This window comes from Actinomycetospora sp. CA-084318, from assembly GCF_050955885.1.
Lineage (GTDB): Bacteria > Actinomycetota > Actinomycetes > Mycobacteriales > Pseudonocardiaceae > Actinomycetospora.
In genome coordinates this window covers 3,459,219-3,482,817 of sequence record NZ_CP192098.1, presented here as the reverse complement: position 1 = coordinate 3,482,817, position 23,599 = coordinate 3,459,219, and the positions used below count along the sequence as shown (strand labels likewise).

The 23,599-nt window shown below is 74.9% G+C and carries 25 protein-coding genes; 12 read left to right on the top strand and 13 right to left on the bottom strand.

Going from position 1 to position 23,599, the window contains the following annotated elements; genetic code table 11:
* Positions 1-43: 43 nt before the first annotated feature.
* The 9 genes from ACQPYX_RS17025 to ACQPYX_RS16985 all read right to left on the bottom strand — a co-directional run bounded on the left by ACQPYX_RS17025 (position 44) and on the right by ACQPYX_RS16985 (position 8,737).
* A complete protein-coding gene (locus ACQPYX_RS17025) occupies positions 44-1,159 on the bottom strand; it encodes an acyl-CoA dehydrogenase family protein (protein WP_433798504.1) in 1,116 nt (371 codons plus the stop codon).
* Positions 1,156-2,463 (bottom strand): acyl-CoA dehydrogenase family protein, encoded by a 1,308-nt coding sequence (locus ACQPYX_RS17020; protein WP_433798503.1) that lies wholly within the window; start codon positions 2,461-2,463, stop codon positions 1,156-1,158. Before ACQPYX_RS17020 ends, ACQPYX_RS17025 begins: the two co-directional genes overlap by 4 nt.
* Positions 2,460-3,617, bottom strand: coding sequence for a thiolase family protein (locus tag ACQPYX_RS17015; RefSeq protein WP_433798502.1), 1,158 nt, complete (start codon positions 3,615-3,617; stop codon positions 2,460-2,462). The genes ACQPYX_RS17020 and ACQPYX_RS17015 overlap by 4 nt, the downstream gene beginning before the upstream one ends.
* On the bottom strand, positions 3,614-4,039 hold the full coding sequence (locus ACQPYX_RS17010; RefSeq protein ID WP_433798501.1) for a Zn-ribbon domain-containing OB-fold protein: 426 nt from the start codon (positions 4,037-4,039) through the stop codon (positions 3,614-3,616). Before ACQPYX_RS17010 ends, ACQPYX_RS17015 begins: the two co-directional genes overlap by 4 nt.
* Positions 4,036-4,833, bottom strand: a complete 798-nt coding sequence (locus ACQPYX_RS17005) for an SDR family NAD(P)-dependent oxidoreductase (protein WP_433798500.1) — start codon at positions 4,831-4,833, stop codon at positions 4,036-4,038. Before ACQPYX_RS17005 ends, ACQPYX_RS17010 begins: the two co-directional genes overlap by 4 nt.
* Positions 4,830-6,059, bottom strand: a complete 1,230-nt coding sequence (locus ACQPYX_RS17000) for an acyl-CoA dehydrogenase family protein (protein ID WP_433798499.1) — start codon at positions 6,057-6,059, stop codon at positions 4,830-4,832. Before ACQPYX_RS17000 ends, ACQPYX_RS17005 begins: the two co-directional genes overlap by 4 nt.
* Positions 6,056-6,823, bottom strand: coding sequence for an SDR family NAD(P)-dependent oxidoreductase (locus ACQPYX_RS16995; protein ID WP_433798498.1), 768 nt, complete (start codon positions 6,821-6,823; stop codon positions 6,056-6,058). Before ACQPYX_RS16995 ends, ACQPYX_RS17000 begins: the two co-directional genes overlap by 4 nt.
* Positions 6,820-7,863, bottom strand: coding sequence for a phosphotransferase family protein (locus ACQPYX_RS16990; RefSeq protein WP_433798497.1), 1,044 nt, complete (start codon positions 7,861-7,863; stop codon positions 6,820-6,822). The genes ACQPYX_RS16995 and ACQPYX_RS16990 overlap by 4 nt, the downstream gene beginning before the upstream one ends.
* A gap of 85 nt (positions 7,864-7,948) precedes the next feature.
* Positions 7,949-8,737: an enoyl-CoA hydratase/isomerase family protein gene (locus ACQPYX_RS16985; RefSeq protein WP_179793452.1), complete on the bottom strand. Its 789-nt coding sequence runs from the start codon at positions 8,735-8,737 to the stop codon at positions 7,949-7,951.
* Positions 8,738-8,908: 171 nt separating this feature from the next.
* Between ACQPYX_RS16985 and ACQPYX_RS16980 the strand changes: the two genes are divergently transcribed.
* Complete coding sequence (locus ACQPYX_RS16980) at positions 8,909-10,255, top strand: MFS transporter (protein ID WP_433798496.1); 1,347 nt, start codon at positions 8,909-8,911, stop codon at positions 10,253-10,255.
* Positions 10,256-10,260: 5 nt separating this feature from the next.
* The gene (locus ACQPYX_RS16975; RefSeq protein WP_433798495.1) at positions 10,261-11,007 is read left to right on the top strand and encodes an SDR family NAD(P)-dependent oxidoreductase; all 747 of its coding nucleotides are present in this window, start codon (positions 10,261-10,263) and stop codon (positions 11,005-11,007) included.
* Here ACQPYX_RS16975 and ACQPYX_RS16970 read toward each other — a convergent pair.
* Positions 11,004-12,011 carry an alcohol dehydrogenase catalytic domain-containing protein gene (locus tag ACQPYX_RS16970; RefSeq protein WP_433803744.1) on the bottom strand — a complete coding sequence of 336 codons (1,008 nt, stop codon included), beginning with the start codon at positions 12,009-12,011 and terminating at the stop codon, positions 11,004-11,006. The genes ACQPYX_RS16975 and ACQPYX_RS16970 overlap by 4 nt on opposite strands.
* A 108-nt stretch (positions 12,012-12,119) precedes the next feature.
* Here ACQPYX_RS16970 and ACQPYX_RS16965 point away from each other — a divergent pair, with 108 nt between their 5' ends.
* The 4 genes from ACQPYX_RS16965 (at position 12,120) to ACQPYX_RS16950 (ending at position 15,163) form a co-directional block, all read left to right on the top strand.
* Complete coding sequence (locus tag ACQPYX_RS16965; RefSeq protein ID WP_433798494.1) at positions 12,120-12,677, top strand: chorismate mutase; 558 nt, start codon at positions 12,120-12,122, stop codon at positions 12,675-12,677.
* Positions 12,678-12,797: 120 nt separating this feature from the next.
* Positions 12,798-13,271, top strand: a complete 474-nt coding sequence (locus ACQPYX_RS16960; RefSeq protein WP_433798493.1) for an RDD family protein — start codon at positions 12,798-12,800, stop codon at positions 13,269-13,271.
* 6 nt (positions 13,272-13,277) lie between these two features.
* Positions 13,278-14,498 (top strand): sensor histidine kinase, encoded by a 1,221-nt coding sequence (locus ACQPYX_RS16955; RefSeq protein ID WP_433798492.1) that lies wholly within the window; start codon positions 13,278-13,280, stop codon positions 14,496-14,498.
* Positions 14,499-14,500: 2 nt separating this feature from the next.
* Entirely contained in the window at positions 14,501-15,163 is a 663-nt protein-coding gene (locus ACQPYX_RS16950; RefSeq protein WP_433798491.1) for a response regulator, read from the top strand.
* An 11-nt stretch (positions 15,164-15,174) separates the two neighbouring features.
* Here ACQPYX_RS16950 and ACQPYX_RS16945 read toward each other — a convergent pair whose 3' ends face one another.
* A complete protein-coding gene (locus ACQPYX_RS16945; protein WP_433798490.1) occupies positions 15,175-17,679 on the bottom strand; it encodes a phosphoenolpyruvate synthase in 2,505 nt (834 codons plus the stop codon).
* Positions 17,680-17,789: 110 nt separating this feature from the next.
* On the bottom strand, positions 17,790-18,287 hold the full coding sequence (locus ACQPYX_RS16940) for a hypothetical protein (protein ID WP_433798489.1): 498 nt from the start codon (positions 18,285-18,287) through the stop codon (positions 17,790-17,792).
* Positions 18,288-18,416: 129 nt separating this feature from the next.
* On the opposite strand from ACQPYX_RS16940, the gene ACQPYX_RS16935 reads away from it, so the two are divergent.
* The 4 genes from ACQPYX_RS16935 to ACQPYX_RS16920 are packed head-to-tail and all read left to right on the top strand — an operon-like array spanning position 18,417 to position 21,546.
* Positions 18,417-19,628 carry a sensor histidine kinase gene (locus ACQPYX_RS16935; RefSeq protein ID WP_433798488.1) on the top strand — a complete coding sequence of 404 codons (1,212 nt, stop codon included), beginning with the start codon at positions 18,417-18,419 and terminating at the stop codon, positions 19,626-19,628.
* The gene (locus ACQPYX_RS16930; RefSeq protein WP_433798487.1) at positions 19,625-20,272 is read left to right on the top strand and encodes a response regulator; all 648 of its coding nucleotides are present in this window, start codon (positions 19,625-19,627) and stop codon (positions 20,270-20,272) included. The genes ACQPYX_RS16935 and ACQPYX_RS16930 overlap by 4 nt, the downstream gene beginning before the upstream one ends.
* A gap of 18 nt (positions 20,273-20,290) precedes the next feature.
* Entirely contained in the window at positions 20,291-20,839 is a 549-nt protein-coding gene (locus ACQPYX_RS16925; RefSeq protein WP_433798486.1) for an RNA polymerase sigma factor, read from the top strand.
* Positions 20,836-21,546, top strand: coding sequence for a methylated-DNA--[protein]-cysteine S-methyltransferase (locus tag ACQPYX_RS16920; protein WP_433798485.1), 711 nt, complete (start codon positions 20,836-20,838; stop codon positions 21,544-21,546). The genes ACQPYX_RS16925 and ACQPYX_RS16920 overlap by 4 nt, the downstream gene beginning before the upstream one ends.
* Positions 21,547-21,586: 40 nt before the next feature.
* Here the strand turns inward: ACQPYX_RS16920 and ACQPYX_RS16915 are convergent, their stop codons facing one another.
* Positions 21,587-22,309: an SDR family NAD(P)-dependent oxidoreductase gene (locus tag ACQPYX_RS16915; protein ID WP_433798484.1), complete on the bottom strand. Its 723-nt coding sequence runs from the start codon at positions 22,307-22,309 to the stop codon at positions 21,587-21,589.
* Positions 22,310-22,355: 46 nt separating this feature from the next.
* Here ACQPYX_RS16915 and ACQPYX_RS16910 point away from each other — a divergent pair, with 46 nt between their 5' ends.
* Together ACQPYX_RS16910 and ACQPYX_RS16905 are read left to right on the top strand one after the other, a co-directional pair.
* Positions 22,356-22,847 carry an N-acetyltransferase family protein gene (locus tag ACQPYX_RS16910; RefSeq protein WP_433798483.1) on the top strand — a complete coding sequence of 164 codons (492 nt, stop codon included), beginning with the start codon at positions 22,356-22,358 and terminating at the stop codon, positions 22,845-22,847.
* A gap of 185 nt (positions 22,848-23,032) precedes the next feature.
* The gene (locus ACQPYX_RS16905) at positions 23,033-23,599 is read left to right on the top strand and encodes a hypothetical protein (RefSeq protein ID WP_433798482.1); all 567 of its coding nucleotides are present in this window, start codon (positions 23,033-23,035) and stop codon (positions 23,597-23,599) included.

The following is a 23,599-nucleotide window of genomic DNA, read 5'->3' as shown; positions in this document are numbered from 1 at the left end:
GGCAGTGGGGTCGCCCTCACCCTAGTCAGCGCCTGAACCGGGTTCATGCGCGTTCGACCCCGGCCGCCGCGAGCAGCGCGTCGCCGTGCCCGACCCCGAGCAGGACGGCGTCCGCCGCCGCCCGCCGCACGTGCAGGTGGGCCACGTGCTCCCAGGTGAACCCGATGCCGCCGTGGACCTGGACGGTCTCCGCGGCCACCCACGAGTACGCCTCGGAACACACCAGGGCCGCCGTCGCCACCGCGGCCGGCGCCTCGGCGGAGTCCTCGGCGAGCGCGGCCGCCGCCCACCAGGACGCCGACCGGGCCGCCTCGACCCGGACCGCCATGTCCGCGCACCGGTGCTTGACCGCCTGGAACGTCGCGATCGGCCGGCCGAACTGGACCCGGTCGGCCGCGTAGGAGGTCGACAGCTCCAGCGCGGCCGCCGCGCCGCCGGTCTGCTCGGCGGCGAGGGCGGCCCGGCCGCGCTCGAGCACCCGCGCGATCACCTCGCGGGCGTCGCCGGGCCGGCCCAGGCGCCGCGCGGGGATCCCGTCGAGCAGGACGTCGGCGAGCTGCCGGTTCGGGTCCAGCGCGCGCAGCGGCGAGCGGACCAGCCCCTCGGCGGTGCCGTCCACGACGAACACCGCCGGCTCGCCCTCGACCGCCGCGACGACGAGCAGGACGTCCGCGGTGGCGCCCTCGACGACCTGCAGCTTGGCGCCGTGCAGGCGCCACCCGCCGTGGTCGTCGCCCTCGGCGCGCGTCGTCAGGCGGTCCGGGTCCCACCCGTCGTGGTCCTCGCGCCAGGCGAAGGTCGCGGTCCGCTCGCCGCTCGCGAGCGCGGCCAGCAGCTCGCGCCGCAGGCCGTCGGTGCCGACGAGCTCGAGCAGCGCGCCCACGGCGAGCACGGCCGTGGAGAACCACGGCAGGCGGACCGGCCGGCGGCCGAGCTCCTCGGCGACCACCGCGACCTCGCGGAAGCCCGCACCGGCACCGCCGAGCTCCTCGGGCACGTCGAGGGCGGCGACGCCGAGCTCGCCGGCGAACCGGCGCCAGAGGTCCGGGTCCCAGGTGGGCTCGGCGTCGCGCGAGGGCTCGGCGTGCCGCTCCAGGACCTCCCGGACGACCGCGCGCAGCTCCTCGGCGTCCGCGTCGGGCGTGATGCGCAGGCTCACGGCGTCTCCCCGTCGTCGGCCGCCGCGGCCAGGACCTCGGCGTAGCGCTCCCGGGACTCGGCCCGGCGGGTGGGCAGGATGTAGGGCGGGAACAGCCCGTCGTCGGGCTCGGTCCCCCGCAGCAGCGCCTGGGCCAGGTTGACCTTGTGCACCTCGGTGGCGCCGTCGGCGAGCCCCATGTGGTACGACTCCAGGACCCACTTGCCGAAGGGCAGCTCCTTGGAGATGCCCAGCGAGCCGTGGATCTGGATCGCGCGTCCCGCGGCGTCGGCCAGCACCTTCGGCATCGCCGCCTTCACCGCGGCGATGTCGGCGCGGACCCTGCGGTAGTCCTGGTAGCGGTCGATCCTCCACGCCGTCTGCAGGACGAGCAGCCGGAACTGCTCGAGCTGGATCCAGGTGTCGGCGATCATCTCCTGGACGAGCTGCTGGTCGGCCAGCCGACGACCCTTCGTCGTCCGCGAGACCGCCCGGCGCTTCATCATCTCGAACGCCGAGCTCACGAGGCCGACCGTGCGCATGGCGTGGTGGATCCGGCCTCCGCCGAGCCGGGTCTGCGCGACCGCGAACGCCTCGCCGCGCCCGCCGAGGATGTTCTCGGCCGGGACCCGGACGTCGGTGTAGCGCAGGTACTGGTGGGTGCCGACGGCCTCGTCGTGACCCCAGACCGAGACGTCCCGGACCCGCTCGACGCCGGGGGCGTCGGCCGGCACGACGAACATCGACATCGAGCGGTGGGGCTCCGCGTCGGGCTCGGTCACCGCCATGACGATGAGGAACTCGGCGAACAGGGCGTGGCTGGAGAACCACTTCTCGCCGTTGATGACCCACTCGTCGCCGTCGAGCACCGCGGTGGTGCGGAAGCCGGTCGGGTCGGACCCGCCGTGCGGCTCGGTCATCGAGAAGCTGGAGACGATGTCGCCCGCGATCAGCGGCTCGAGGTAGGTCTTCTTCTGCTCGTCGGTGCCGTAGTGGGCGAGGATCTCGGCGTTCCCGGAGTCGGGCGCCTGGCACCCGAAGACGACCGGGCCGGAGTGGGTGCGGCCGAGCTTCTCGTTGAGCAGCGCGAGGCGCAGCTGGCCGTAGCCCTCGCCCCCCAGCTCGGGGCCGAGGTGGCAGGCCCAGAGCCGGCGCTCCTTCACCTTCTCCTGCAGCGGGCGGATGAGCGCGTTGCGCACCGGGTCCCGCGGGTTCCACGCGTGCTCGACGACGAGGTCGACGGGCTCGATCTCCTCGCGGACGAACTCCTCGACCCACTCGAGCTCCGCGGCCACCTCGGGCTCGGACTCGAATCCCCAACTCATGACGGCTCCTCGCGGGTCAGCACGGTGCAGGCGGAGATGCCCGGCGCGCCGTAGACGTGGGTGAACCCGACCTGCGGGTTCCCCGGGACCTGGTGCTCGCCGGCGTCGCCGCGCAGCTGCAGCACGTTCTCGTGGACCTGGCGCAGGCCCGAGGCGCCGATCGGCTCGCCGTTGGCCAGGCAGCCGCCGTCGGTGTTGACCGGCAGCCGGCCCTCGATCGCCGTGCCCCCGGAGAGGATCAGCTCCTCCTGCTCGCCGTGTTCGCAGAGACCGGTCTCGGCCAGGTGCATCAGCTCGGCGCCGGACTCGGTGTCCTGGATCTGGGCCACGTCGACGTCGGACGGGGCGATCCCGGCGGCCGCGAACGCCGCCGCGGCCGCGTCGACGCTCGGCGACGGGGCCCGGTCGAGCGCGAGCCACGGCGAGTAGACCTCGAACGACCCGTACCGCCGGCTGCGGAACGTCGCCGCGGCCAGGTACACCGGGCGGTCGGTGTAGCGGTGGGCGTCCTCGGCGCGGCAGACCACCAGCGCCACGGCACCCTCGCCCGGCGAGCAGTACATGTACTGGGTGAGCGGATGGGAGATCATGGGCGCCGCGGCGACCTCGTCGGCGGTGATCTCCTTCCGCCGCCACGCCATCGGGTTGCGGGCGCCGTTGCGGAAGGCCTTGGCCGCGATCTCGGCCAGCACGCCGGGCTTCAGATCGTGGTCGTGCAGGTAGCGCTGGATCTTCATGCCGAAGAACTGCGTCGTGACCATGAGCCCGGTCTCGCCGTACCAGGACCCGAGCCCGTGGTCGGTGGGGTCGGCGTCGAACGCCCCCCGCGGGTGCTTGTCGAACCCGATGACGATCCCGAGGTCGTGCGCGCCCGAGCGGATCGCGGCGTCCGCGGCGATGAGGGCGGAGCCGCCGGTCGCACACCCGTTGAACACGTTGATGAACGGCATCCCGGTCAGCCCGAGCTCCGAGACGAGGGTGTCGGCGTCCCCCGCGGAGTAGGAGCCCCCGAAGCCGAACTGCATGTCGGAGAAGCGCAGCCCGGCGTCGTCGAGGGCCCGGCGTGCGGCGTGCACGGCCTGCGCCCGCCCCGACACCCCCTCGGTGCGGCCGAACCGGTGCATGCCGATCCCGACGATCGCGACCCCGCTCACGGCGTCCTCCTCACGAACGCGAAGGTGTGGACCGGCCCCTGCTCGTCGTCAGGAACGTCTCGGAAGGGCACGAGCGCCAGCTCGACCGGCATGCCGATCTCCAGGCGGTCCGGGTCGGTCTCGACCAGCCGGGTCTCGACGATGAGCTGCCCGGGCAGCTCGACGTAGCCGACGGCGTAGGGCTCGTACGCCGCGCTGCCGGTGTAGGGCGGCTTGGCGCGGAAGCCCTGGGTGGTGAAGGACCAGAGCGTGCCGGTGCGGGAGAGGACGACGTCCTCCATGGCGGAGCCGGTGCAGCGCGGGCAGCCGCCCTGCCGGGGGAAGGTGTGCGCGCCGCAGTCGCGGCAGCGGCTCCCCCACAGGGCGGGGCCGGAGTCGGTGTCGGCGAGCAGGGACGGGTCGACGAACCGGACGGCGCTCACGGCGCGGCCAGCCGTCCGCCGTCGACCGCGAGCAGCGCACCGGTGGTGTAGCTCGCCGTCGGGCCGCACAGGTGCAGGGCCGCGCCGACGATCTCGGTCGGCTCCCCCACCCGTTGCAACGGCCAGTCCTGGGCCATCCGGGCCACCGCGGCCGGGTCCCACGACCGGCTGATGTCGGTGGCGAAGGGGCCGGCGAGGATCGTGTTGACCCGCACCGACGGCCCGTACTCCTGGGCGAAGCCCGCCGTCAGCGTGTTGAGCGCGGACTTCGCCGCGGTGTAGGGCAGGTCGCCGGCGGTCGGGCGGCCCGACCCCATCGAGGAGATGTTGAGGACGACGCCGCCGCCGCGCTGCACCATCCGCGCCCCGGCGAGCGCCGTGAGCCGGAAGGGCCCCTTCACGTTGACCGCGAAGACCTTGTCGAACAGCTCCTCGGAGACCTTCTCCAGGGAGGGGTAGGTCGGGGCGATGCCCGCGTTGTTGACGAGGACGTCGACCGGGCCCAGCTCGGCCTCGACCTCGTCGAGCAGGGCGTCGACCTCGTCCCAGTGCCCGACGTGGGCGGCGTGGGCGGTGACCCGGCGACCGGTGGCGGCCGCGAGCTGCGTGGCGAGCTCGACGCACGCCTCCTTCTTGCGGGAGGCGATCGCGACGTCGGCGCCCGCGGCGGCCAGGGCGATCGCGATCTCCCGCCCGAGGCCCCGCGAGCCGCCGGTGACCAGGGCGGTGCGCCCGGCGAACGGCTGCGGGTCCGGGCGGGCCGCGACGACGGCGGCCTCGACCGAGGTGGTCATCGGGGGATGTCCTTCCAGGCGACCCCGCGGTCGGCGCGGGGTTCCGGCGGCAGGCCCAGGAGGCGCTCCGCGATGATCGTGCGCTGGACCTCGTCCGAGCCGCCGGCGATCCGGTAGCCCGGGGCGCCCAGGACGTGCTCGGTCCAGCGGTAGCTGCCGTCCCCCGTGTCGGCGATCAGCCGAGTGCCGAGGATCGCGGCGGCGGCCTGCGAGACGAGGGTCAGCCGCTCGGTCCACGCCAGCTTGCGCAGGGACCCGATCGCGCCGACCTCCACCCCGGCCAGGCGGGCCTCCCGGTCGCGCTGCGCCGAGACCGCGGCGACCTTCTCCGCCGCGTACACCGCGGCGAGCAGCCGGCGCACCTCGGGATCGGCGAGGCGACCGAGCCGCCGCGCGTCGGAGAGGAGCTGGTCGTAGCCGCCACCGAGGTCCGCGTTCGCCCCGGAGTGCCCGCGTTCGAAGCCGAGGGTCGCGAGGGTGACGCCCCACCCGCCGCCGACCTCGCCGAGCCGCCAGGCGTCCGGGATGCGGACCTCGTCGAGGAACACCTCGCAGAACGACGAGCCGCCCGACATCTGGCGCAGCGGCCGGACGTCGACGCCCGGGGTGTCCATGCGGAGCAGGAAGGCGGTGAGGCCCTTGTGCTTGGCGACGTCCGGGTCGGTGCGGCAGATCAGCTCGCCCCAGTCGGCGAACTGGGCGCCCGAGCTCCACACCTTCTGTCCGGTGACCACCCAGGCGTCGCCGTCGCGGACGGCCTTCGTCGCGAGCCCGGCGAGGTCGGAGCCCGCGCCGGGTTCGGAGAACAGCTGGCAGGCCGTGACGTCGCCGCGCAGGAGGGGCCGGACGAGCGCCTCGACCTGGTGCGGGGTGCCGAACATCTGCACGGTGGGCGCGACGAGGGCCGTCGACACCGAGGTCAGCTCGTGCTGACCCGGCGTCGAGAACTCGCGCTCGACCTCGGCGAACGCCTCCTCGTGCAGCGCCGAGAGTCCCGCGCCGTGGTGCTCGGTGGGCCACGAGAGCGCGCCGTACCCGGCGTCGAACCGCGTTCGCAACCAGTCGCGAATGCGGTCGACGAGCGCCCGCTCCTCGTCGAAGGGCAGGTCGTGGAAGACCGCGACCGAGCGGTGGTCGTCGTCGCCGCGCCGGGGCACGGTCTCCGCGAGCCACTCCCGCGCGCGCTCGGTGAACTCGTCGAGCTCGGTCTTGCTGACGGTGGTCATCGTGCCGTCCACCCTCCGTCGACGGTGAGGATCTGTCCGGTGAGGTAACTGCTGGCCGGCGAGCACAGGAAGAGCAGCGCGGTGTCGAGCTCCGCGGGCTCCCCGGCGCGGCCGAGCATGGTGTTACGGCCGATCCAGCGCACCGAGCGCTCGTCGGCGAAGAGCTCGTCGTTCATCTCGGTGCGGAACCAGCCGGGAGCCAGGGCGTTGACCCGGACTCCCCGGCGGCCCCAGTGGCCGGCCAGCTCGCGGGTCAACCCGAGCAGCCCGGCCTTGGACGCGGCGTAGCTCGCCCCGCCCATCGGCGCGGCCGACACCAACCCGAGGATCGAGCTGACGTTGACCACCGCCAGTCCCTGCGGCCCGGCGGACTCGGCGGCGAGCCGGGCGAGGTGGAACGGACCCACGAGGTTGGTGCCGAGGACCTCGGCGAAGCGCTCGGAGGTCTCGTCGGCGGGCTTGGCACCGCTGTCCACCCCGGCGTTGTTGATCAGCAGGTCGATCGTCCCCGAGCCGGCCCGGACGGTGTCGATCACTGTCCGGCGACCGTCCTCGGTGCCGAGGTCGGCGGCGACGGGGCGGAACAGGGGCTGGTCGGCAGCGAGCTCGTGCAGCCGGTCCTTGCGGCGGGCCGTGGTCCACACCGTGGCCCCGGCCGCGGCGAGCACGGCGGCGAAGCGGGCGCCCAGTCCGGACGAGGCGCCGGTGACGACCGCGGTGCGCCCGGTCAGGTCGAAGAGCTCGGCGGGCGTCTTGACGGTCACGACGCACTCCCGGCCAGCAGGGCCCGGCCGGAGTCGATCAGCGCCGCGATGGTGGGCGGGAGCTGTTCCTGCACCGGGTCGTGGTGGCGGCCCTCGCGGTGGCGGCGCAGGTTGTGCCCCATGATCGCGGCCATCTTCATGCGGGCCAGCGCCCGGAACCACGCCGTCTGCGGCTGCGTGCCGCCCGCGGCGCGGTAGAGCTCGCCCAGCTCGTCCTCGGACGGCAGGCCCGGCACCACCCGGCCGACGCCGGGGAACAGGTCGCCGTCGGTGAAGACCCCGAACCAACCGAGGTCGACCCGGGGGTCCCCCACCCCCCAGATCTCCCAGTCGACGAGCGCGGTGGGCTCGGCGCCGTCGCACAGCAGGTTGCCGAGGCGGAAGTCGCCGTGCACGAGCACGGGCTCGACGGCCTCCGGGACGTCCGCATGCAGAGCCGCGAGGAGCTCCGCGGCGCCGGGCCGCAGCTCGGCCGGCACCGCGTGCATCGTCTCCTCCCAGCGGAGGAGCTCGTCGTGCGGTGTCGCCGGCTCGGGCAGCACGCCGCCCGCGTCGCGGACGCCGTCGGCGAGGCGGTCCAGCGGCACGGCGTGCAGGGCCCCGAGGACCCGGGCGGCCCGCTCCATGCGGTCGCGGGCCAGGCTCACGGGGAGCTCGGTGCCGACGTCGAGCACCGGCTCGACGGCCTCCCCCGCGGCCAGCTCCATGGCGAACCAGGCCGGCGCCTCCTCCTCGCGGGCGGTGACCGCCGGGATCGGCAGGCCGTACCCGGCGAGCGCGGAGAGCACGCGTGATTGCCGGAGGACGTCGTGGCGGCCCCGCGCCGGCCGCCCCGGGGGGACGGCCTTCACCACGTGCCCCGACCCGCCGTCGTGCAGGACGTAGGTCAGCCCGGACCGGCCGCCCTCGAGCACCCGCAGCGGTCCGGCGTCGGGCGCGCCCAGCGCCGTGCGGACCCGGTGCGCGAGCACGGGGTCCGCGTCGTCGGTGTGCACGTCGTCGGTGGGCACGGTCTGCGCCGCCACCGTCTCCTGCGTCATCGGGTTCCTTCCCACCGGATCGTCGTCGGCCCGGGCGGCCCCGCCGACGGCCCGGGACGGGCCGTCGGCGTCGGTCAGGACCGGCTCAGCGGCCGGTCCACTTCGGGTCGCGCTTCTCCAGGAAGGCGGACACGCCCTCGGCGGCGTCGTCGGAGTTCAGCGTGACGCCGACCGCGAGGTGCTCGAGGACCATGAGCGAGGCGATGTCGGCGTCCAGGCCGCGGTCGACCGCCATCTTCGTGAGCTTCATCTGGAACGGGCTCTTGTCGGTCAGGTGGGAGACGAACTCCTCGACCGTGGCGTCGAGCTGGTCGGCCGGCGCGCTGGTGTTGACGAGGTCGAAGTCCGCGGCCTCCTTACCGGTCAGGAGCTTGCCGGTGAGCATGAGCTCCTTGGTCTTGCGGATGCCGATCATGCGGGGCAGCCGGTAGATCGGGCCGGCGCCGCCGAACAGGGCGCGGCGGATGTGGAAGTCGCCGATCAGGGCGGCGTCGTCCGCGATCGCGAAGTCGCACGAGATCATGACCTCGAAGCCGCCCGCGGTCACGTAGCCCTCGAGGACCGCGACCGACGGCTTCGACATGTTGTAGAAGCGGTCGCACACCTTCGCCGAGACGACGGCGACGTCCATCGCCGTGCTCGAGCCGATGAAGTCCGACTGCAGGCTGTCGAGGTCGAAGCCGGACGAGAAGGTGTTGCCGCGGCCGCGGACGACCACCGCGCGGATCTCGTCGTCGCCCTCGATCTCGGTGATGATCTCGTCGAGCCGGTGCAGCATCGGCACCGTGATGCAGTTGCGCTTGTGGGGCCGGTTGAACCAGACCCGGGCGATGTGCCCGTCGCGCTCGAACTGGATGTCGTCCTCGACTGCCATCGGTGCCTCCCAAGTTGAACTGAGTTCAGGTCAAAGCTTGAGTCGGTCCATGGCCGATGTCAACCCTTGAGACGACGAGATCGGGACTTGAACTGATGTCAGTTCAGTGTCTACCGTCACCCCGTGCCGGGTGACGACCGTCCCCGTAGCCGGAGCGCGAAGGAGCGCCGCATGACGACGAACACCCGGACCGATCGGGAGGTGGTCGCCCGCCGGGCCAGCACGGCCGCCGCCGTGGGGACCGCCATCGAGTACTACGACTTCGCGATCTACGGCTCCCTGGCCGTCGTCCTCGCGAAGCTCTTCTTCCCCGCCACCCAGGGCTTCGTGGCGCTCCTGTCGACCCTCGGGGTGATCGCGGGCGCGTACGTGATCCGGCCGCTCGGCGGTCTGATCTTCGGTCGCATCGGCGACCGCCGGGGCCGCCGCACGGTGCTGCTCGCGACGGTCGCGCTCATGGGCGTCGCGACGACACTCACCGGACTCCTGCCGACCTACGCCTCGATCGGCGTCGCGGCCCCGATCCTGCTGACCGTCCTGCGGCTGTTGCAGGGGCTCTCGGCCGGGGGCGAGGTCGGCGGTGCGGTGTCGCTGTCCACCGAGTCCTCGCCGTCGAAGCGACGGGGTCTGTTCGGGTCGGCGACCTCGATCGGGGTCGCGATCGGCCTGGCCGGCGCCGCGGCGGTCGTCGGGACCGTGAGCGCCCTGACCACGGCCGAGCAGATGGCCAGCTGGGGCTGGCGCATCCCGTTCCTGATCGCTGCGCCGCTGCTGGTGGCCGCAGTGCTCTACCGCCTCAAGGTGGAGGACTCGCCGCTGTTCCTGAAGATGGTGGAGGAGTCGGCGCCGCCGAAGGCCCCGCTGACCGAGGTCGTGCGTGACCACAAGGGGAGCCTGCTCCGGCTCGTCGGCCTCGCGTACTCCACGCTGACCACCGGTGCACTCGCCTCGGTCTACCTGGTGGTGCACCTCTCGGGCGTCCTGAAGTACTCGCTCTCGAGCAGCCTGTGGTTGACCGTGCTGATCATCCTCCTGCCCATCGGCATCATCCCGTGGGCCGGCGCCCTGAGCGACCGGTTCGGCCGCAAGAAGCTGGCCGCCACCGGCATGCTCGGCTTCGTCGTCCTGTCCGTGCCCTGCTTCTGGCTCATGCAGCAGGGCTCGCTCCTGCTCGCGATCGTCGCCGCGCTGATCCTCAACATCCCCTTCGCCATCCAGCAGGGCGTCGTCTACACGATGTACGCGGAGCTCTTCCCGACGCGCGTCCGCTACTCCGGGGTGTCGCTCGGCTTCAACATCGGCGGCATCGTCGGGACCGGGACCGCCTCGCTGATCGCGACCTCGCTCGTCGCCTCCACCGGCATCACGCTCGCCCCGGCCTTCTACGCCGTGTTCGCCGCGCTGTTCGGGCTGCTGGTGCTGCCGGCCATCCGGGAGAGCGCCGGCGAGCGGCTCGCGATCGACACTCCCGTCGAGGAGACCGACGCCAGCCCGGTGCCCGCCCCCGCGGAGCGCTGAGCGGCATGCGCGGACTCGAGGGGCGCCGGATCGTCCTGACCGGCGCCACGGGCGGTCTCGGCACCGCGATCGCCCGACGGCTCGTCGACGAGGGCGCCTCGGTGGCGCTCACCGACGTCGACGAGGGAGCCCTGAAGGACCTCGAAGACGCCCTCGGCGGGGACACGCTGGTGTCGGTCCTCGACGTCGCCGACGTCGACGGCTGGGTCCGGACGGTCGACGCCGTCCGGGACCGGTGGGGCGCCGCGCACGGCCTGGTCAACAACGCGGGCATCGGCAGCCTCGGCACCGTCGAGACCGAGTCCCGGGAGCGCTGGGACCAGGTCGTCGCGGTCGACCAGCTCGGCACCTGGCTCGGCATGCAGCACGTGGGCCCGCTGATCGAGCACAGCGGCGGCGGCGCGGTCGTCAACGTCGCCTCGATCCTCGGGGCGACCGGCGGGCTCGCGAACAGCTTCTCCTACGCCGCGGCCAAGGGCGCCGTGCGCGCCATGACGATGAACGCCGCGCTCCACTGGGCGCAGCGCGGCGTCCGGGTCAACGCCGTGGTGCCCGCGTTCATCGGCACCGCGCCGCTGCTCGAGCGGTTCGAGGGCACCGACCGGCACCGGGCGATGCTCGACAACACCCCGATGGGCCGGCTCGGACGGCCCGAGGAGGTGGCGGCCGCCGTCGCCTTCCTGGCCAGCGAGGACTCCGGCTACACCACGGGCTCGGAGCTCTACGTCGACGGCGGCTGGGCCGCCCGCTAGGTCCCGGCCGGGACGAGGACCGCGCGTCCGAGCAGCCGCCCCTCGCGCAGCTGCGCGAACGCGCGGTCGGCGTCGGCGAGGGGGTAGGTCGTGGTCCGGGGCGTGAGGCCGCCGCCCCGGGCCACCCCGACGACCGCCTCCAGCTCCGGCCGCGACCCCCAGAACGGCAGACGCACCGCGGCACCCGAGGGCAACGCCCCGGGCTTCGACACCGTGAGCGACCCGCCACCGCTCCCGACGACGACGAGCTCGCCCGCGGTGCGCAGCACCGAGACGGCCAGCTCGAGGCTGCTCGGCGCGCCCGCGAAGTCGAACACCGCGTCCGCGCCCCGGGCCGGGACCGCCCCGCGCGCGTCGGCGGGCAGCACGGCGACGTCGGCCCCGCACTCCCGCGCCAGGACCAGGGCCTCCTCCCGGGTGTCGACCGCGACGACCGTCGTCCCGAGCCCGCGGAGCAGGCCGATCGCGAGGTGCCCGAGCCCGCCGACACCGATCACCACGGCGAGCGCGTCCGGCTCGGCGAGCGCCGCCCGGCTGCCCTCGATCGCGTGGAACGACGTCAGGCCGGCGTCGGTCAGCGTCGCCGCGGCCACCGGGTCCAGACCCGCCGCGGGGACCACCCGGGCCGCGTCGACCACCATCGCCTCGGCCATGCCGCCGTCGAGACCGAGCCCCAGCCCGGCCGCCGGAAGACTCGCCCGGCGATCGCAGTAGTTGGTGCGCCCCGTGAGGCACCGCGGGCAGACGCCGCAGCCGTGGGGGGCGTGCACGACGACCTGCTCCCCCACGGCCAGGCCCTCCACGCCCTCCCCCAGCTCCGCGACCCGGCCGCACGTCTCGTGCCCGAGCGTGAACGGCAGGGTCCACGTGGCGGCCGCCCCGCCGTGCAGGACGGCGAGGTCGGAGTGGCAGACCCCGGCGGCCAGCACGTCGAGCCGCACCTGCCCCGGCCCCGGCTCCGGCGTGGGGACCTCGAGCAGGTCCGCCGATCCCGGCGCGGTCATCCGGTATGCGAGCACGGCTGCCTCCGCCCTGATGGTTAACTGAAACGAGTTCACTTCACCACATCCCGCCGGAGCGGGCCACCCACCCGATCCCTACTGTGGTCGACCATGACCCGACGGCTGGTCGTCCTGGCCCTGCTCGCCGTCTGCGCGGCCGGGTGCGGCGCGGCGCCCTCCCCCGAGCAGCCCGGTGCCTGGGATCCGGTCGTCACGGTCGTGGCCGACCGGCTGGCGACCGCGGACGCCGTCGCCGCGTCGAAGTACGCCTCGAAGGGGGCCGTCGAGGACCCGGCCCGGGAGCGCGTGGTGCTCGAGGCCGCGTCCGCGGCGGCCGCGCCGCGCGGGCTGGACCCGGCGGAGGTCTCCGCGGTGATGGGTGACCAGATCGCCGCGAGCAAGGTCGTCCAGTACGGCCTGCTGGAGGACTGGACCGACCGGCCGGCGAGCGCGCCGTCGGGCTCGCCGGACCTCACGGGCGTGCGCACCACCCTGGACGCGGTGACGCCGCGGCTGGTCGACGCGCTGGCGGCCGCGCAGCCCGCCCGCGCCGACCCGGTCTGTCGCGGCGCCGTGACCTCCGCGGCCGTCCGGGTCGCCGCCGCCCGGATGCTGGACTCGCTGCACCGCCGCGGCCTCGACCGGGCGCTGCGCTCGCTCTGCGGCTGAGGCGTCTCCCCCCACGGGTGGAGCCGCGAGATCGTCCCGTGGACCGAGGTGTCCGCGCCGCGTGACGATCATCGTGGAGGGCACACGGCACCCGCCGGTGCCCGGTCCGAGGAGCTCCCCGTGTCGATCACGGCCGTCCCCCCGTCCCCGCTCGCGCCCGCCCCGTATCCCCCGCTCGCGTCGATCCCGCGCCGGGTGCTGGGGTTCGTGCTCGACGTCGGCCTGGTCGCGGTGCTCGGCCTCGGGGTCTGGTGGCTCGAACACGGTGGCCACCTCGCCGGGCTGTTCCCGGTGCCCTACCCGGGGGTCCAGAACGTCGCGATCCCGCTGCTGTACGTCGGGGTCCTCGCGGTCGTGCCGGTGGTCGCCGGCCGGACGCCGGGCATGGCCGTGCTCGGCATGCGGGTCCGGGACGCGGCCGACCGCGGGCGGATCGGGGTCGTCCGGCAGCTCGTGCGCGCCGTGCTCCTGCCCGTCGACCTGATCGCGCTCGGCCTCCTCGGCCTCGTCGTCATGGGGCGGACCCCGCAGCGCCAGCGCACCGGCGACGTCGTCGCGCAGACCGTCGTCGAGCGCACCGTCCGGCGCGGGTGAGGCACGATGACCCAGGTCATGATCTCCCCCGAACGCCCCACCGTGCTCGACCGGACCGTGGGACTCGTCCGCCGCCACCCGGTCGTCGTCGATGCCGCGCTGGCCGCGCTCGTCGCCGCCGTCTCGCTGGGCTGGGCCACCGACGGGCACGTGGCCCGGGTCGACCGCGCGGCCGGCGTCGTGTGCGCCGTGGTCTTCGCGCTGCCCGTGGTCCTGCGCCGCCGGTACCCGCTGCCGGTCGCGATCGGTGTCGCCGTCGTCGCCGCGGTCGTCGTGACCCTCGTGCCCGGCGTCAGCGCGACGCTCCTGCTGCCCGTCCTCGTCATCGGCTACTCGGCCGTGGTGTACGGCCCGCGCTGGGCCGGACCGGTCGCCGCCGCAGTGCTGGTGCTCGGCGCCGTCCTGCCGTTCGTCCTCCGACTCGGGGCGCCGGGCGTCGGCACCGCCGCCGGCGTGCTCGCGTTGGTCGGGGCCCTGTTCGGCGTGATCGTCTGGCTGCTCGGGGCGCTGCGGCGCGCCCAGCTCCGCTCGGTCGCCCAGCTGCGCGAGCGGGCCCGCCTGCTCGAGGAGGGCCGTCGTCGGGAGGTCCGCCTCGAGCTCCTCGCCGAGCGCTCCCGCATCTCCCGCGAGGTGCACGACATCGTCGGGCACTCGCTCTCCGGGATCATCGCGCAGGCCGACGGCGGCCGGTTCGCCGCCGAGCGGGACCCGCAGAAGGCCGTCGAGGTCCTCGCCGGCATCGCCGACGCCGGCCGGGGCGCCCTCGGTGACATCCGCGGGCTGCTCAGCACCCTGCGCGACAGCCAGGTCGACGATCCCGACGAGGCCGCACCGCCGACCGTCGACGACGTCCCGGCCCTCGTCGCGCAGGTCCACGCCGGCGGACTGCCCGTCACGCTGGAGGTCACCGGCACGCCCCGGCCGCTGCCGACCGGGAGCGGCCTGACCGTCTACCGCGTCGTCCAGGAGGGACTCACCAACGTGGTCAAGCACGCCGGGGTCGCGACGCCGACCCGGGTCACCCTCGCCTGGGGGCCCGAGCTCGAGGTCGCGGTGCGCGACGACGGCCCCCGCGGGTCCCGGCCCGCCGCCACCCGGGAGGGCTACGGCCTCGTCGGCATGCGCGAGCGGGCGGCCCTGCAGGGCGGCTCGCTGGACGCCGGGCCCCGGCCCGACGGCGGGTTCGCGGTCCGGATGCGGCTGCCGCTGCCGGTCGGGACGGCCTGACCGTGCTGCGCGTCCTGCTGGTCGACGACCAGCACCTCGTCCGCGCCGGGTTCGCGATGGTCCTCGAGTCGGCCGACGACCTCAGCGTCGTCGCGCAGGCCGGCGACGGCCGGGAGGCGCTGGACCTGCTGGCGACGACCGAGGTCGACGTCGTGCTCATGGACGTGCGCATGCCGGTCCTCGACGGGATCGAGGCCACCCGGCAGGCCGTCGCCGCCCACCCGGGCGTCCGGATCGTGGTGCTGACGACCTTCGACCTCGACGAGTCGGTGACGGCCGCGATCGCCGCCGGGGCCAGCGGCTTCCTGCTCAAGGACGCCGCACCGGAGGACCTGATCGAGGCGGTCCGCACCGTCGCGCGGGGCGACTCGGTGATCGACCCGGTCTCCACCCGTCGCCTGCTCGCCCACGCCGCCCCGCTCCTGGCGGGGCCGGCCGCCGCCCCGGACGCGGCGACGACGGCCGAGCTCGAGCACCTCACGCCCCGCGAGCGGGAGGTGCTGGTCCTCATGGGCGAGGGCCTCACGAACGCCGAGATCGCCGAGCGCCACGTCGTCAGCGAGGCGACGGTGAAGACGCACGTCGGCCACGTCCTGGCGAAGACCGGCTCCCGCGACCGGGTCCAGGCGGTCGCTCTGGCGTTCCGCTCGGGCCTCGTGCGCTGACCAGCGCGGGCTCACGGATCCAGGAGCTCCACCGACCCGTGCGTCCCGTCGACCCGGATCCGCTGCCCGTCGGCGATCCGCCGGGTGGCGCCCTCGACCCCGACGACGGCGGGCAGGCCGTACTCCCGGGCGACCACCGCGCCGTGGGTCATGGTGCCGCCGACCTCGGTGACCAGCCCGGCGACCGCGACGAACGCCGGTGACCAGCTGGGGTCGGTGAACGCGGTGACCAGGATGTCGCCCGGCGCGAACACGGCGTCGGCGAGGTCGAGCACGACCCGGGCGCGGCCCTCGACGACGCCGCGCGAGACCGGCAGCCCGGCGAGAGCGCCGGCCGGGAGGTCGTCGCGGCGGAACGCCCCGGTGAGGGTCTCGCCGTCCGAGGTGAGCACGCGCGGCGGGCTCAGCGTCCGCGCCACCGCGAGCTCCTGGCGCCGCCGCTCGAGGAGCGCCCGGTCGACCCGGCCCGTCCGGACCACCTCGTGGACCTCGTCGAAGCGCAGCAGGGCGACGTCGTCGGCCCGGTCGAGCACGCCCGCCCCGACCAGACGCGCCGCCTCGCGCCACAGCGCCCGGCGGTAGAGCGCGTAGCGCCGGATCATCGCGAACTTCGGGTACTCGCGGTACCCCATGAAGGTGCGGAGCCGGTCGATCATCGCCGCGGTCTCGCCGGCCTTCCGCTCACCGTCGGGCAGGTCCCGCAGCCGCGCGAGCACCTCCTCCCGCTTCTGCTGCGCCGCCCGGCGCCCCTCCTCGACGCGGCGCGGGCCGGCGCCGGGCTCCGCGTGGTCGACGTGACCGAGGAGCACCGGGACGAGCGCCGCCGGGCGGTCGGCCCAGCGCGGCCGGCTGATGTCGATCTCGCCGACGCAGCGGGCGCCGTAGGTGTCGAGGAAGGTCCGCAGCGCAGCATGGGCCGCGCGACCACCCTCGAGGGCGAGCAGCCCGTCCAGGGCCTCCGGCCCGTGGTCGTCCCGCAGTCCCCGGAGGAACGCCACCACCGCCGGGTGGGGCCGGACGACGTCGGCGACGTCCAGGAGGGCCGTCCCCATCTGCGAGGTGACGTCGTCGGGGACGGCGAGCGTCAACGTGTCGGCGACGCCGGTCTCCCCCAGCCACGTGCCGAGGTGCTCGTCGAGCCAGTGCGCCGCGTCCATCGCCGTCGTGAAGACCCGGTGGCTGTGCGGATCGAACAGCAGGCGTCGGAGCTCGTCGAGATCGGTGAGGACGAACGCGAACAGGTCCACGCCGTGGTGCGCCTCGATCTCCCGGGCCGCGGTCGCGACCGAGTCCTCCGCCTCGGCGACCAGCTCCGTGACGAGGGCGGGATCCGCGTCGAGCATCTCCGGACCGGCGGGCAGGGCGCCCCGCCCGTCGTCGGACGCCGCGTCGATCTCGCCGCGCGCGAGGACGGTCTCGAGGGCGTCGCGGACCAGCGGGTCACCGCGGCCCATGACCTCCAGCAGGGCCTCCCGACCGGTCGCCGACGCCAGCGCCCCGGTCACGTCGACGAACAGACGGCCGCCCGCCTCCGCCATCGGCCGGGGCGTCGTCAGCTGCCAGACCGAGAGGCCGAGCGGGGTCATCGCGTCGGTCATCATCTGCTGGTGTCCGACCGACACGTAGACGTGCAGCCGGTCGTCGTCGAGCGGCGGGACCGGGAAGAGCGTGGTGATCGGCCGGCTCTGCACCACGGCGAACCCGCCGTCGGCCAGGCACCACTCGATGTCCTGCGGGCCGTCGGAGGCGGCCTCGATCCGGCGGCCCAGCTCCACGAGGTCCAGTACCTGCGCGTCGGTGAGCACGCCGGCCCCGGACCGGTCGAGCACGGCACCGTCGCGGACCGTCCACCGGTCCGGCTCGGCCCGGCCGGAGACCAGGGCCTCTCCGAGTCCGGCGACGGCCTCCACGGCCGCGACCCACCGGTGCGAGGTCACGGGGTCGGCCGTGAAGAGCACGCCCGAGACCTCCGCCGGCACCATCTCCTGCACCACCACCGCCATCGCGACCGTGCGGTGGTCGATGCCCTGTCGGAGCCGGTAGGTCGTCGCGCGATCGGTGAACAGCGAGGCCCAGCACCGCCGGACGTGGTCGGGCACCTCCGCGGCCGGGACGTCGAGGTAGGAGTCCTGCTGCCCGGCGAACGAGGCGGTGGGGAGGTCCTCGGCGGTCGCACTCGACCGGACCGCCACCCGGCCGTCCCCGGTCGCCAGCGTGCCCAGGGCCGTGGCCACGTCGTCGGGCACGGGCAGGCGGACGATCGCGTCGCGGATCGCGGCACACGCGGTCGCGATCTGCTCCCGGTCGTCGGGCGCCAGGTCCCCGAGGGCCGCGATGCGGTCCGCGAGGTCCGGGGACCCTGCCAGCACCCGGCGGAAGGCCGTCGTCGTCACGCAGGACCCGGGCGGGACGCGCACCCCGGGGACCCGCGTCAGCTCGCCCAGGTTCACGGCCTTCCCGCCGACCTCGCCCGTCCGGCTCCGGTCGATCTCGCGCAGGTCCAGGACGTAGGTCATCGACTCCCCCTCCACGACGTCCCCCTGACGTCGGGCGGAGATCGTGGAGCACCACCCGGGTCTTGCCGCAAGCCCCGTCAGCCGCTATAGCTTGGTGCTGGCGGGAGAGGTCACCGGACCCGCTCCAGCGTCATCGCCGGGGCTCCCGGCAACGACCGGGCCCGCTGCATCGTCACCAGGCCCTGCGCGCCGAGGCTGACGGCGATGAACAGCAGGATGCTCGAGGAGTTCACGGTCGCCGCCGACGGCGCGACCACGCCGGCCAGCAGGTCGAGCCCCACGTGCACGCCGATCCCGACGAGCCACAGCGCGGCGGTCCCCCAGTGGCCCTGGGTGAACACCTTCCCGTCGGCCACCCACAGGTGCACCGTCGCGGCCCGCAACAGGCCGAGCGCCGCGCCCACGACGAGGCCGGTCACGAGCAGGGCCCAGCCCGTCGCCGACACGGGCTGCGCGCCGGCGGCCGAGACGAGCTCGACCAGGCCGACGATGCCCAGGATGCCGGCGATGCGCACCCGACGCGGCGTGAACTCCCGGACCCGCACCTGGTTCCAGATCACCCAGACCAGCACCGCGATCCCGATGACCGCCGAGAACGTCCCGCTCATGATCTCCCGCCCCTCTCGTCGTTGGTGATCACAGCGTCGTCGGGACCCGGAGCGAGCACGTCGACCCGTGGGTGGAGACGGGGTGGAGAGTCGTGTCCACCGGGTGGGTGCGGGTCCAGACTCGACCCCGTGACCGCCACGACCACCGGACGCCGGGAACCGCCACCCCGCTCGGCCTTCACCACCGCCGGGGTGCCGCGCGGCGACCACGGCTCCCGCGCCCGACTCGGCGAGGGGCTGCGCCCCCTGATGTGGCTCGGGCTCGCCGCCGGCACCGTCTGGCCCCTCACGGCCGGTTCGCTCGTCGGCGCCGTGCTCGTGCTGAGCGGAGCCGCCTGCGCGGTCGCCGCCGCCCGGGACCCCCGGATCACCACCGAGGCCGCCGAGGGCGACCGCTGGCGCACGACGATGCTCGCGCTCTGCGGGCTGGCCGGCCTCGTCGCGACGGCCCTCGTCCCGGTCGGGGCGGCCTACGCGAGCCTGTTCGTCGCCGCCGGGCTCGTCGGGCGCATCGTCCTGGACCGCCGGCTCGTCTGGGGGTTCGCGGCCGTGTTCGGGGTCGCGCTGTCGATCGTGTTCGCGCTCGCGGTCGGCTCGCCCTGGGGGCTGTTCCTCGGGCTGGTCGTGCCCGTCGTCGCCTCGCAGACCCTCAACCGGGCGCGCCTGCACCGCGAGCACGCCCGCGTCGTCGCCCTGCTCGCCGAACGCGACGCCCTGCGGGAGGCCGAGCTCGCCGGCGCGGCCGCCCAGGAACGCGCCCGCATCGCGCGCGACCTGCACGACGTCCTCGCCCACAGCCTCTCCGGCCTCTCCCTGCACCTGCAGGCGATCCGCGCGGTCCTCGCGAAGCGGCTCGGGCCCGACGACGCCGTCGTCGCCTCGGTCGACACCGCCGCCGACCTCGCTCGCTCCGGGCTCGCCGAGGCCAAGCAGGCGGTGGCCACGCTGCGGGAGACCCCGGCCCCGACCACCGCCGACCTGTGGACCCTGGTCGACGGCCACGGCGCCGCCCTCGAACTGGCGGGCGACCTCGACCCGGTCGGCGACCGCCTCCGCGAGACGGTCTACGCCACGACCCGCGAGGCCCTCACCAACGCCGCCCGCCACGCTTCCGGCGCCCCGGTGACGGTCGCCGTGGAGGTCGGCGACGACCTCGTCCTCACCGTGACCAACCCGCGCCCCCTCCGGACGTCGGGACCCTCCGAGGGCGGTGGGAACGGGCTGGTCGGGCTACGCGAACGCGCGGCGCTCGTCGGGGGGACGCTGGCGGCCGGCCCCGACGACGACGGTGGCTGGCGGGTGACGCTGCGGGTCCCGCTCGCGCAGCGGGTGGCAGGGTGACCGCCGTGATCCGGATCGTGCTCGCCGACGACCAGGCCGTGGTGCGCGACGGTCTGGGGATGCTCCTCGGTGCGGCGGACGACCTCGAGGTCGTCGCGACCGCGAAGGACGGGACCGACGCCGTGGCCGCGGTCGTGGCGCAGCGGCCCGACGTCGCGCTGGTGGACCTGCGGATGCCCGGGCTCGACGGGGCGGAGGTCACCGCCGAGGTGGCCCGGCAGGCGGCGGAGGTGCGCGTGCTGATCCTGACGACCTACGCCGACGACGACGCCGTGCTCCCCGCCCTGCGCGCCGGCGCGGCCGGCTACCTGACCAAGGACACGACCGGCGAGGCGCTGTGCGCGGCGATCCGCACGGTGGCGGCGGGCGGGTCGGTGCTCGACGCCGCGGTGCAGGCGCGGCTGGTGGCGCTGGCCGGGACCCCCGCGACGACCCCGGCCCCGTCGATCCCCGACGGCCTCACCGCCCGCGAGGTGGACACGCTGCGCCTCGTCGCGCAGGGGCTGTCGAACCAGCAGGTCGCCTCCCAGCTCTACGTCAGCGAGGCGACGGTGAAGACGCACGTCAACCACCTGATCTCCAAGCTCGCCGTCGACGGCCGCCCGGCACTGGTCGCCTGGGCCTGGCGCAACGGCGTGACCTGACGTGGTGTTCTCCCGGACGTGACCGACCTGCGCGACGCCCTCGTCGCCGACCTCGACGCCGGGTTCGCCGACGTCGTGCGCACCTACCAGGGCGTCCTGCTCGGTACGGCGATGCGGCTGACCGGCCACCGGCCGGCCGCCGAGGACCTCGCCGCCGAGGCGTTCCTCCGCGCGTTCCGCGCGCTCCGCGACTACGACGCCGAGCGCATCGCCGCACTGGAGCTGCGCGGCTGGTTGGTCACCGTCCTGCTCAACGAGCACCGCAACACGGTGCGGACCGCGACCCGGCGCCCCGCGCTGTCCGGCGTGGCGGTGCCGGAGCGGGCGACGCCCGACCCCGGCCCGGCCGACCTCGCCACCCGGACCGACCCCGACCTGGCCGCCGCCCTCGCCCGGCTGCCGGCCGTCCAGCGCGAGGCGGTCGTCCTGCGCCACGTCGCCGACCTCGACGTCGCGGGCGTCGCCGCCGCCCTCGGCGTCGGCGAGGGCACCGCCCGCTCGCACGTCTCCCGCGGGCTCGCCCGCCTCCGCACCCTGCTCACCTCACCCGATCGGAGCGCCCCGTGAGCGACCCCCTGCTCGCCCGCCTCACCCCACCCGACGTCGGGACCGACCTCGCCGCCCGGGTCGTCGACACCTTCGCGACGACGACGGGCCCCCTCGGGGACGTCCTCGTCGCGCGGTCGTCGGAGGGCGTGACCTACGTGCGTCCGGTCGACGACGTCGACGGCTTCCGCGCCGAGTACTCACGCCGCCTCGGGCGCCCGCTCGTCCCCGACGACCGGCCGGTACCGGCCATCGACGCCCGGACCCGGGTCGACCTGCGGGGCTGCTCGTCGTTCGAGCGCGACGTGCTCGACGCGACCGCGTCGATCCCCGCCGGGCAGACGCGGCCCTACGGCTGGGTCGCCCGTGAGGTCGGGCGGCCGGCGGCCGTCCGCGCGGTCGGCACCGTGCTCGCCCGCAACCCGGTCCCCCTGATCGTCCCGTGCCACCGCGTGACGCGGTCCGACGGCTCGCTCGGCCGCTACATGCTCGGCGAGGCGGCGAAGGCCCGGCTGCTCGCCGCGGAGGGCGCGGACCTCGACCGGCTCGCCGCCTTCACGACGGCGGGCGTGGTGCTGATCGGCAGCGACACCACCGGCATCGCGTGCCTCCCGTCGTGCCATCACGCCCGGCGGATCACCGATGCCCACCGGATCACGTTCCGCTCGGCGGCGGCCGCCCGCGACGCGGGCTACCGGGGCTGCCGGGTGTGCCGTCCCGGCATGTGAGCACTTTCCGTGGCTGGAGCCACGGAAAGTGCTCACATGCCTACAACGTCTGGCCGCCGTCGACGGTCAAGGTCTGACCGGTGATCGCGCGGGAGGTCACCAGGCCGACCACCGCGGCGGCGACGTCCTCCACCGTCGTCTCCCGGCCCGTGATCGCCGCGCTCGCCAGCTCCCGGCCGCGCTCCTCCTGGCCCGCCCACCAGCGCGTGAGCACCAGGCCGGGCGCCACCTCGTTCACCCGGACCGGCGCGAGGGCGTTGGCCAGCGCCCGGGTGAGCCCGGAGAGCGCCGCCTTCGACACGACGTAGGGCACCGACGAGCCGCGCCCGGCCGCCGCGGCGATGCTCCCGACGTTGACCACGCACCCGTCCTCGGCCGCGCGCAGGTCCGCGGCGCACGCCTTCGCGCAGTGCCAGGCGGACAGGGTGTTGAGCCGGAAGAGGCGCTCGAAGACCTCGTCGGTGACCGCGTCGAGGTCCCCCATGGCGATGTGTTCGGTGCCGCCCGCGTTGTTGACCAGCACGGTCACCGGCCCGAGGGCCGCGCGCACCTCACCGGCGAGGGCGGTGACGGCGGCCTCGTCGGTCACGTCCGCGCGGAAGGCCTGCGCCGAGCCACCCGCCGTCGTGATGGCGTCGACGGTGGCCTGCGCGTCGTCGGCCGAGCGGCTGTACGCCACCGCCACCGGGTGCCCCAGCCGCGCGAGCGCCTCCGAGATCGCCCGCCCGATGCCCGTCCCGCCGCCGGTGACCAGTGCCGTCATCGGGCCCTCCCCGTCGCTCCGCTCGCCCCGACGGGAGGATCGTGGCGTGCCCGTGACGATCCGACCAGTCGGACCCGCCGACGTCCCGACCCTCGTGCGCTTCGTGCACGAGCTGGCCGCCTACGAGCGGGAGCCCGAGTCCTGCCTGCTCACCGCCGACCAGCTGCACGACGCCCTGTTCACCTCCGCCCCGGCCGTCTTCGGCACGGTGGCCGAGATCGACGGCGACCTGGCCGGTGCGGCGATCTGGTTCCGCACCTACAGCACCTGGACCGGCGTGCACGGCCTCCACCTGGAGGATCTCTACGTCGACCCCGCCCACCGTCGGCACGGGGTGGCCCGCGCGCTGCTGGCCGACCTCGCCCGCACCTGCGTCGACCGCGGGTGGGCGCGGCTCGAGTGGGCCGTCCTGGACTGGAACACCCCCGCGCTCGACTTCTACGCCACGCTCGCCTCGGAGCCGCTGCACGGATGGACCACGCACCGCGTCGACGGCGCGGCGCTCGCCGCGTTGGCGGAGCGCGCCGCGCCGCACTAGCCCGAGCGTCGGAACACCGCTCGGCGATCGCCCGGTTCGAGGCGTCCGGTCGTCGGCAACCCCTCGCGTCCCACCACCCACATGGGTTCGCGCGAGGAGATCGCGGGCACTGAGATCACGGCCGGGGAACTCCGGACGTCGCTCCAGCCGAGGGGCGAGGTGGTAGCCGGCGGAGGGAGTCCGAGGTGGACGGGACCGTACTCACGATCGTGATCGTCGCAGCCGTGGTGATCGTGCTCGGGATCGTGCTGATCCTGGTCGCCCGGTACCGCGCGAGGGCCACCACCGCCTCGCTGCGCAGCCGCTTCGGTGAGGAGTACGACCGGGTGGTCGCCGAGTACGGCAAGCGCGACGGCGAGCGGGAGCTGCGCGCCCGGCTCAAGCGGCGCCAGGAGCTCGAGCTGCGCGACCTCGGCGCCGACGAGCGCGACCGCTACGCCCGCGCGTGGGAGTCGGCCCAGGCCACCTTCGTCGAGAACCCGCCGACCGGGCTGCGCGACGCCGACCTGCTCGTCCAGCAGGTGATGCGCGACCGCGGCTACCCCTCCGAGCGCTTCGAGGAGCGCGAGAAGCTCGTGTCGGTCGACTACCCCGACCTGGTGGAGCACTTCCGGTCCGCGCACGCCGTCGCCGTGGCCGACGAGCAGACCGACCAGTCCCTCGAGGACCGCCGCCAGGCGATGGTCGACCACCGGTACCTCTTCGACGCGCTGCTCGGCGGCGGTGACGCGCAGCGGACGCGCAGACTGTGA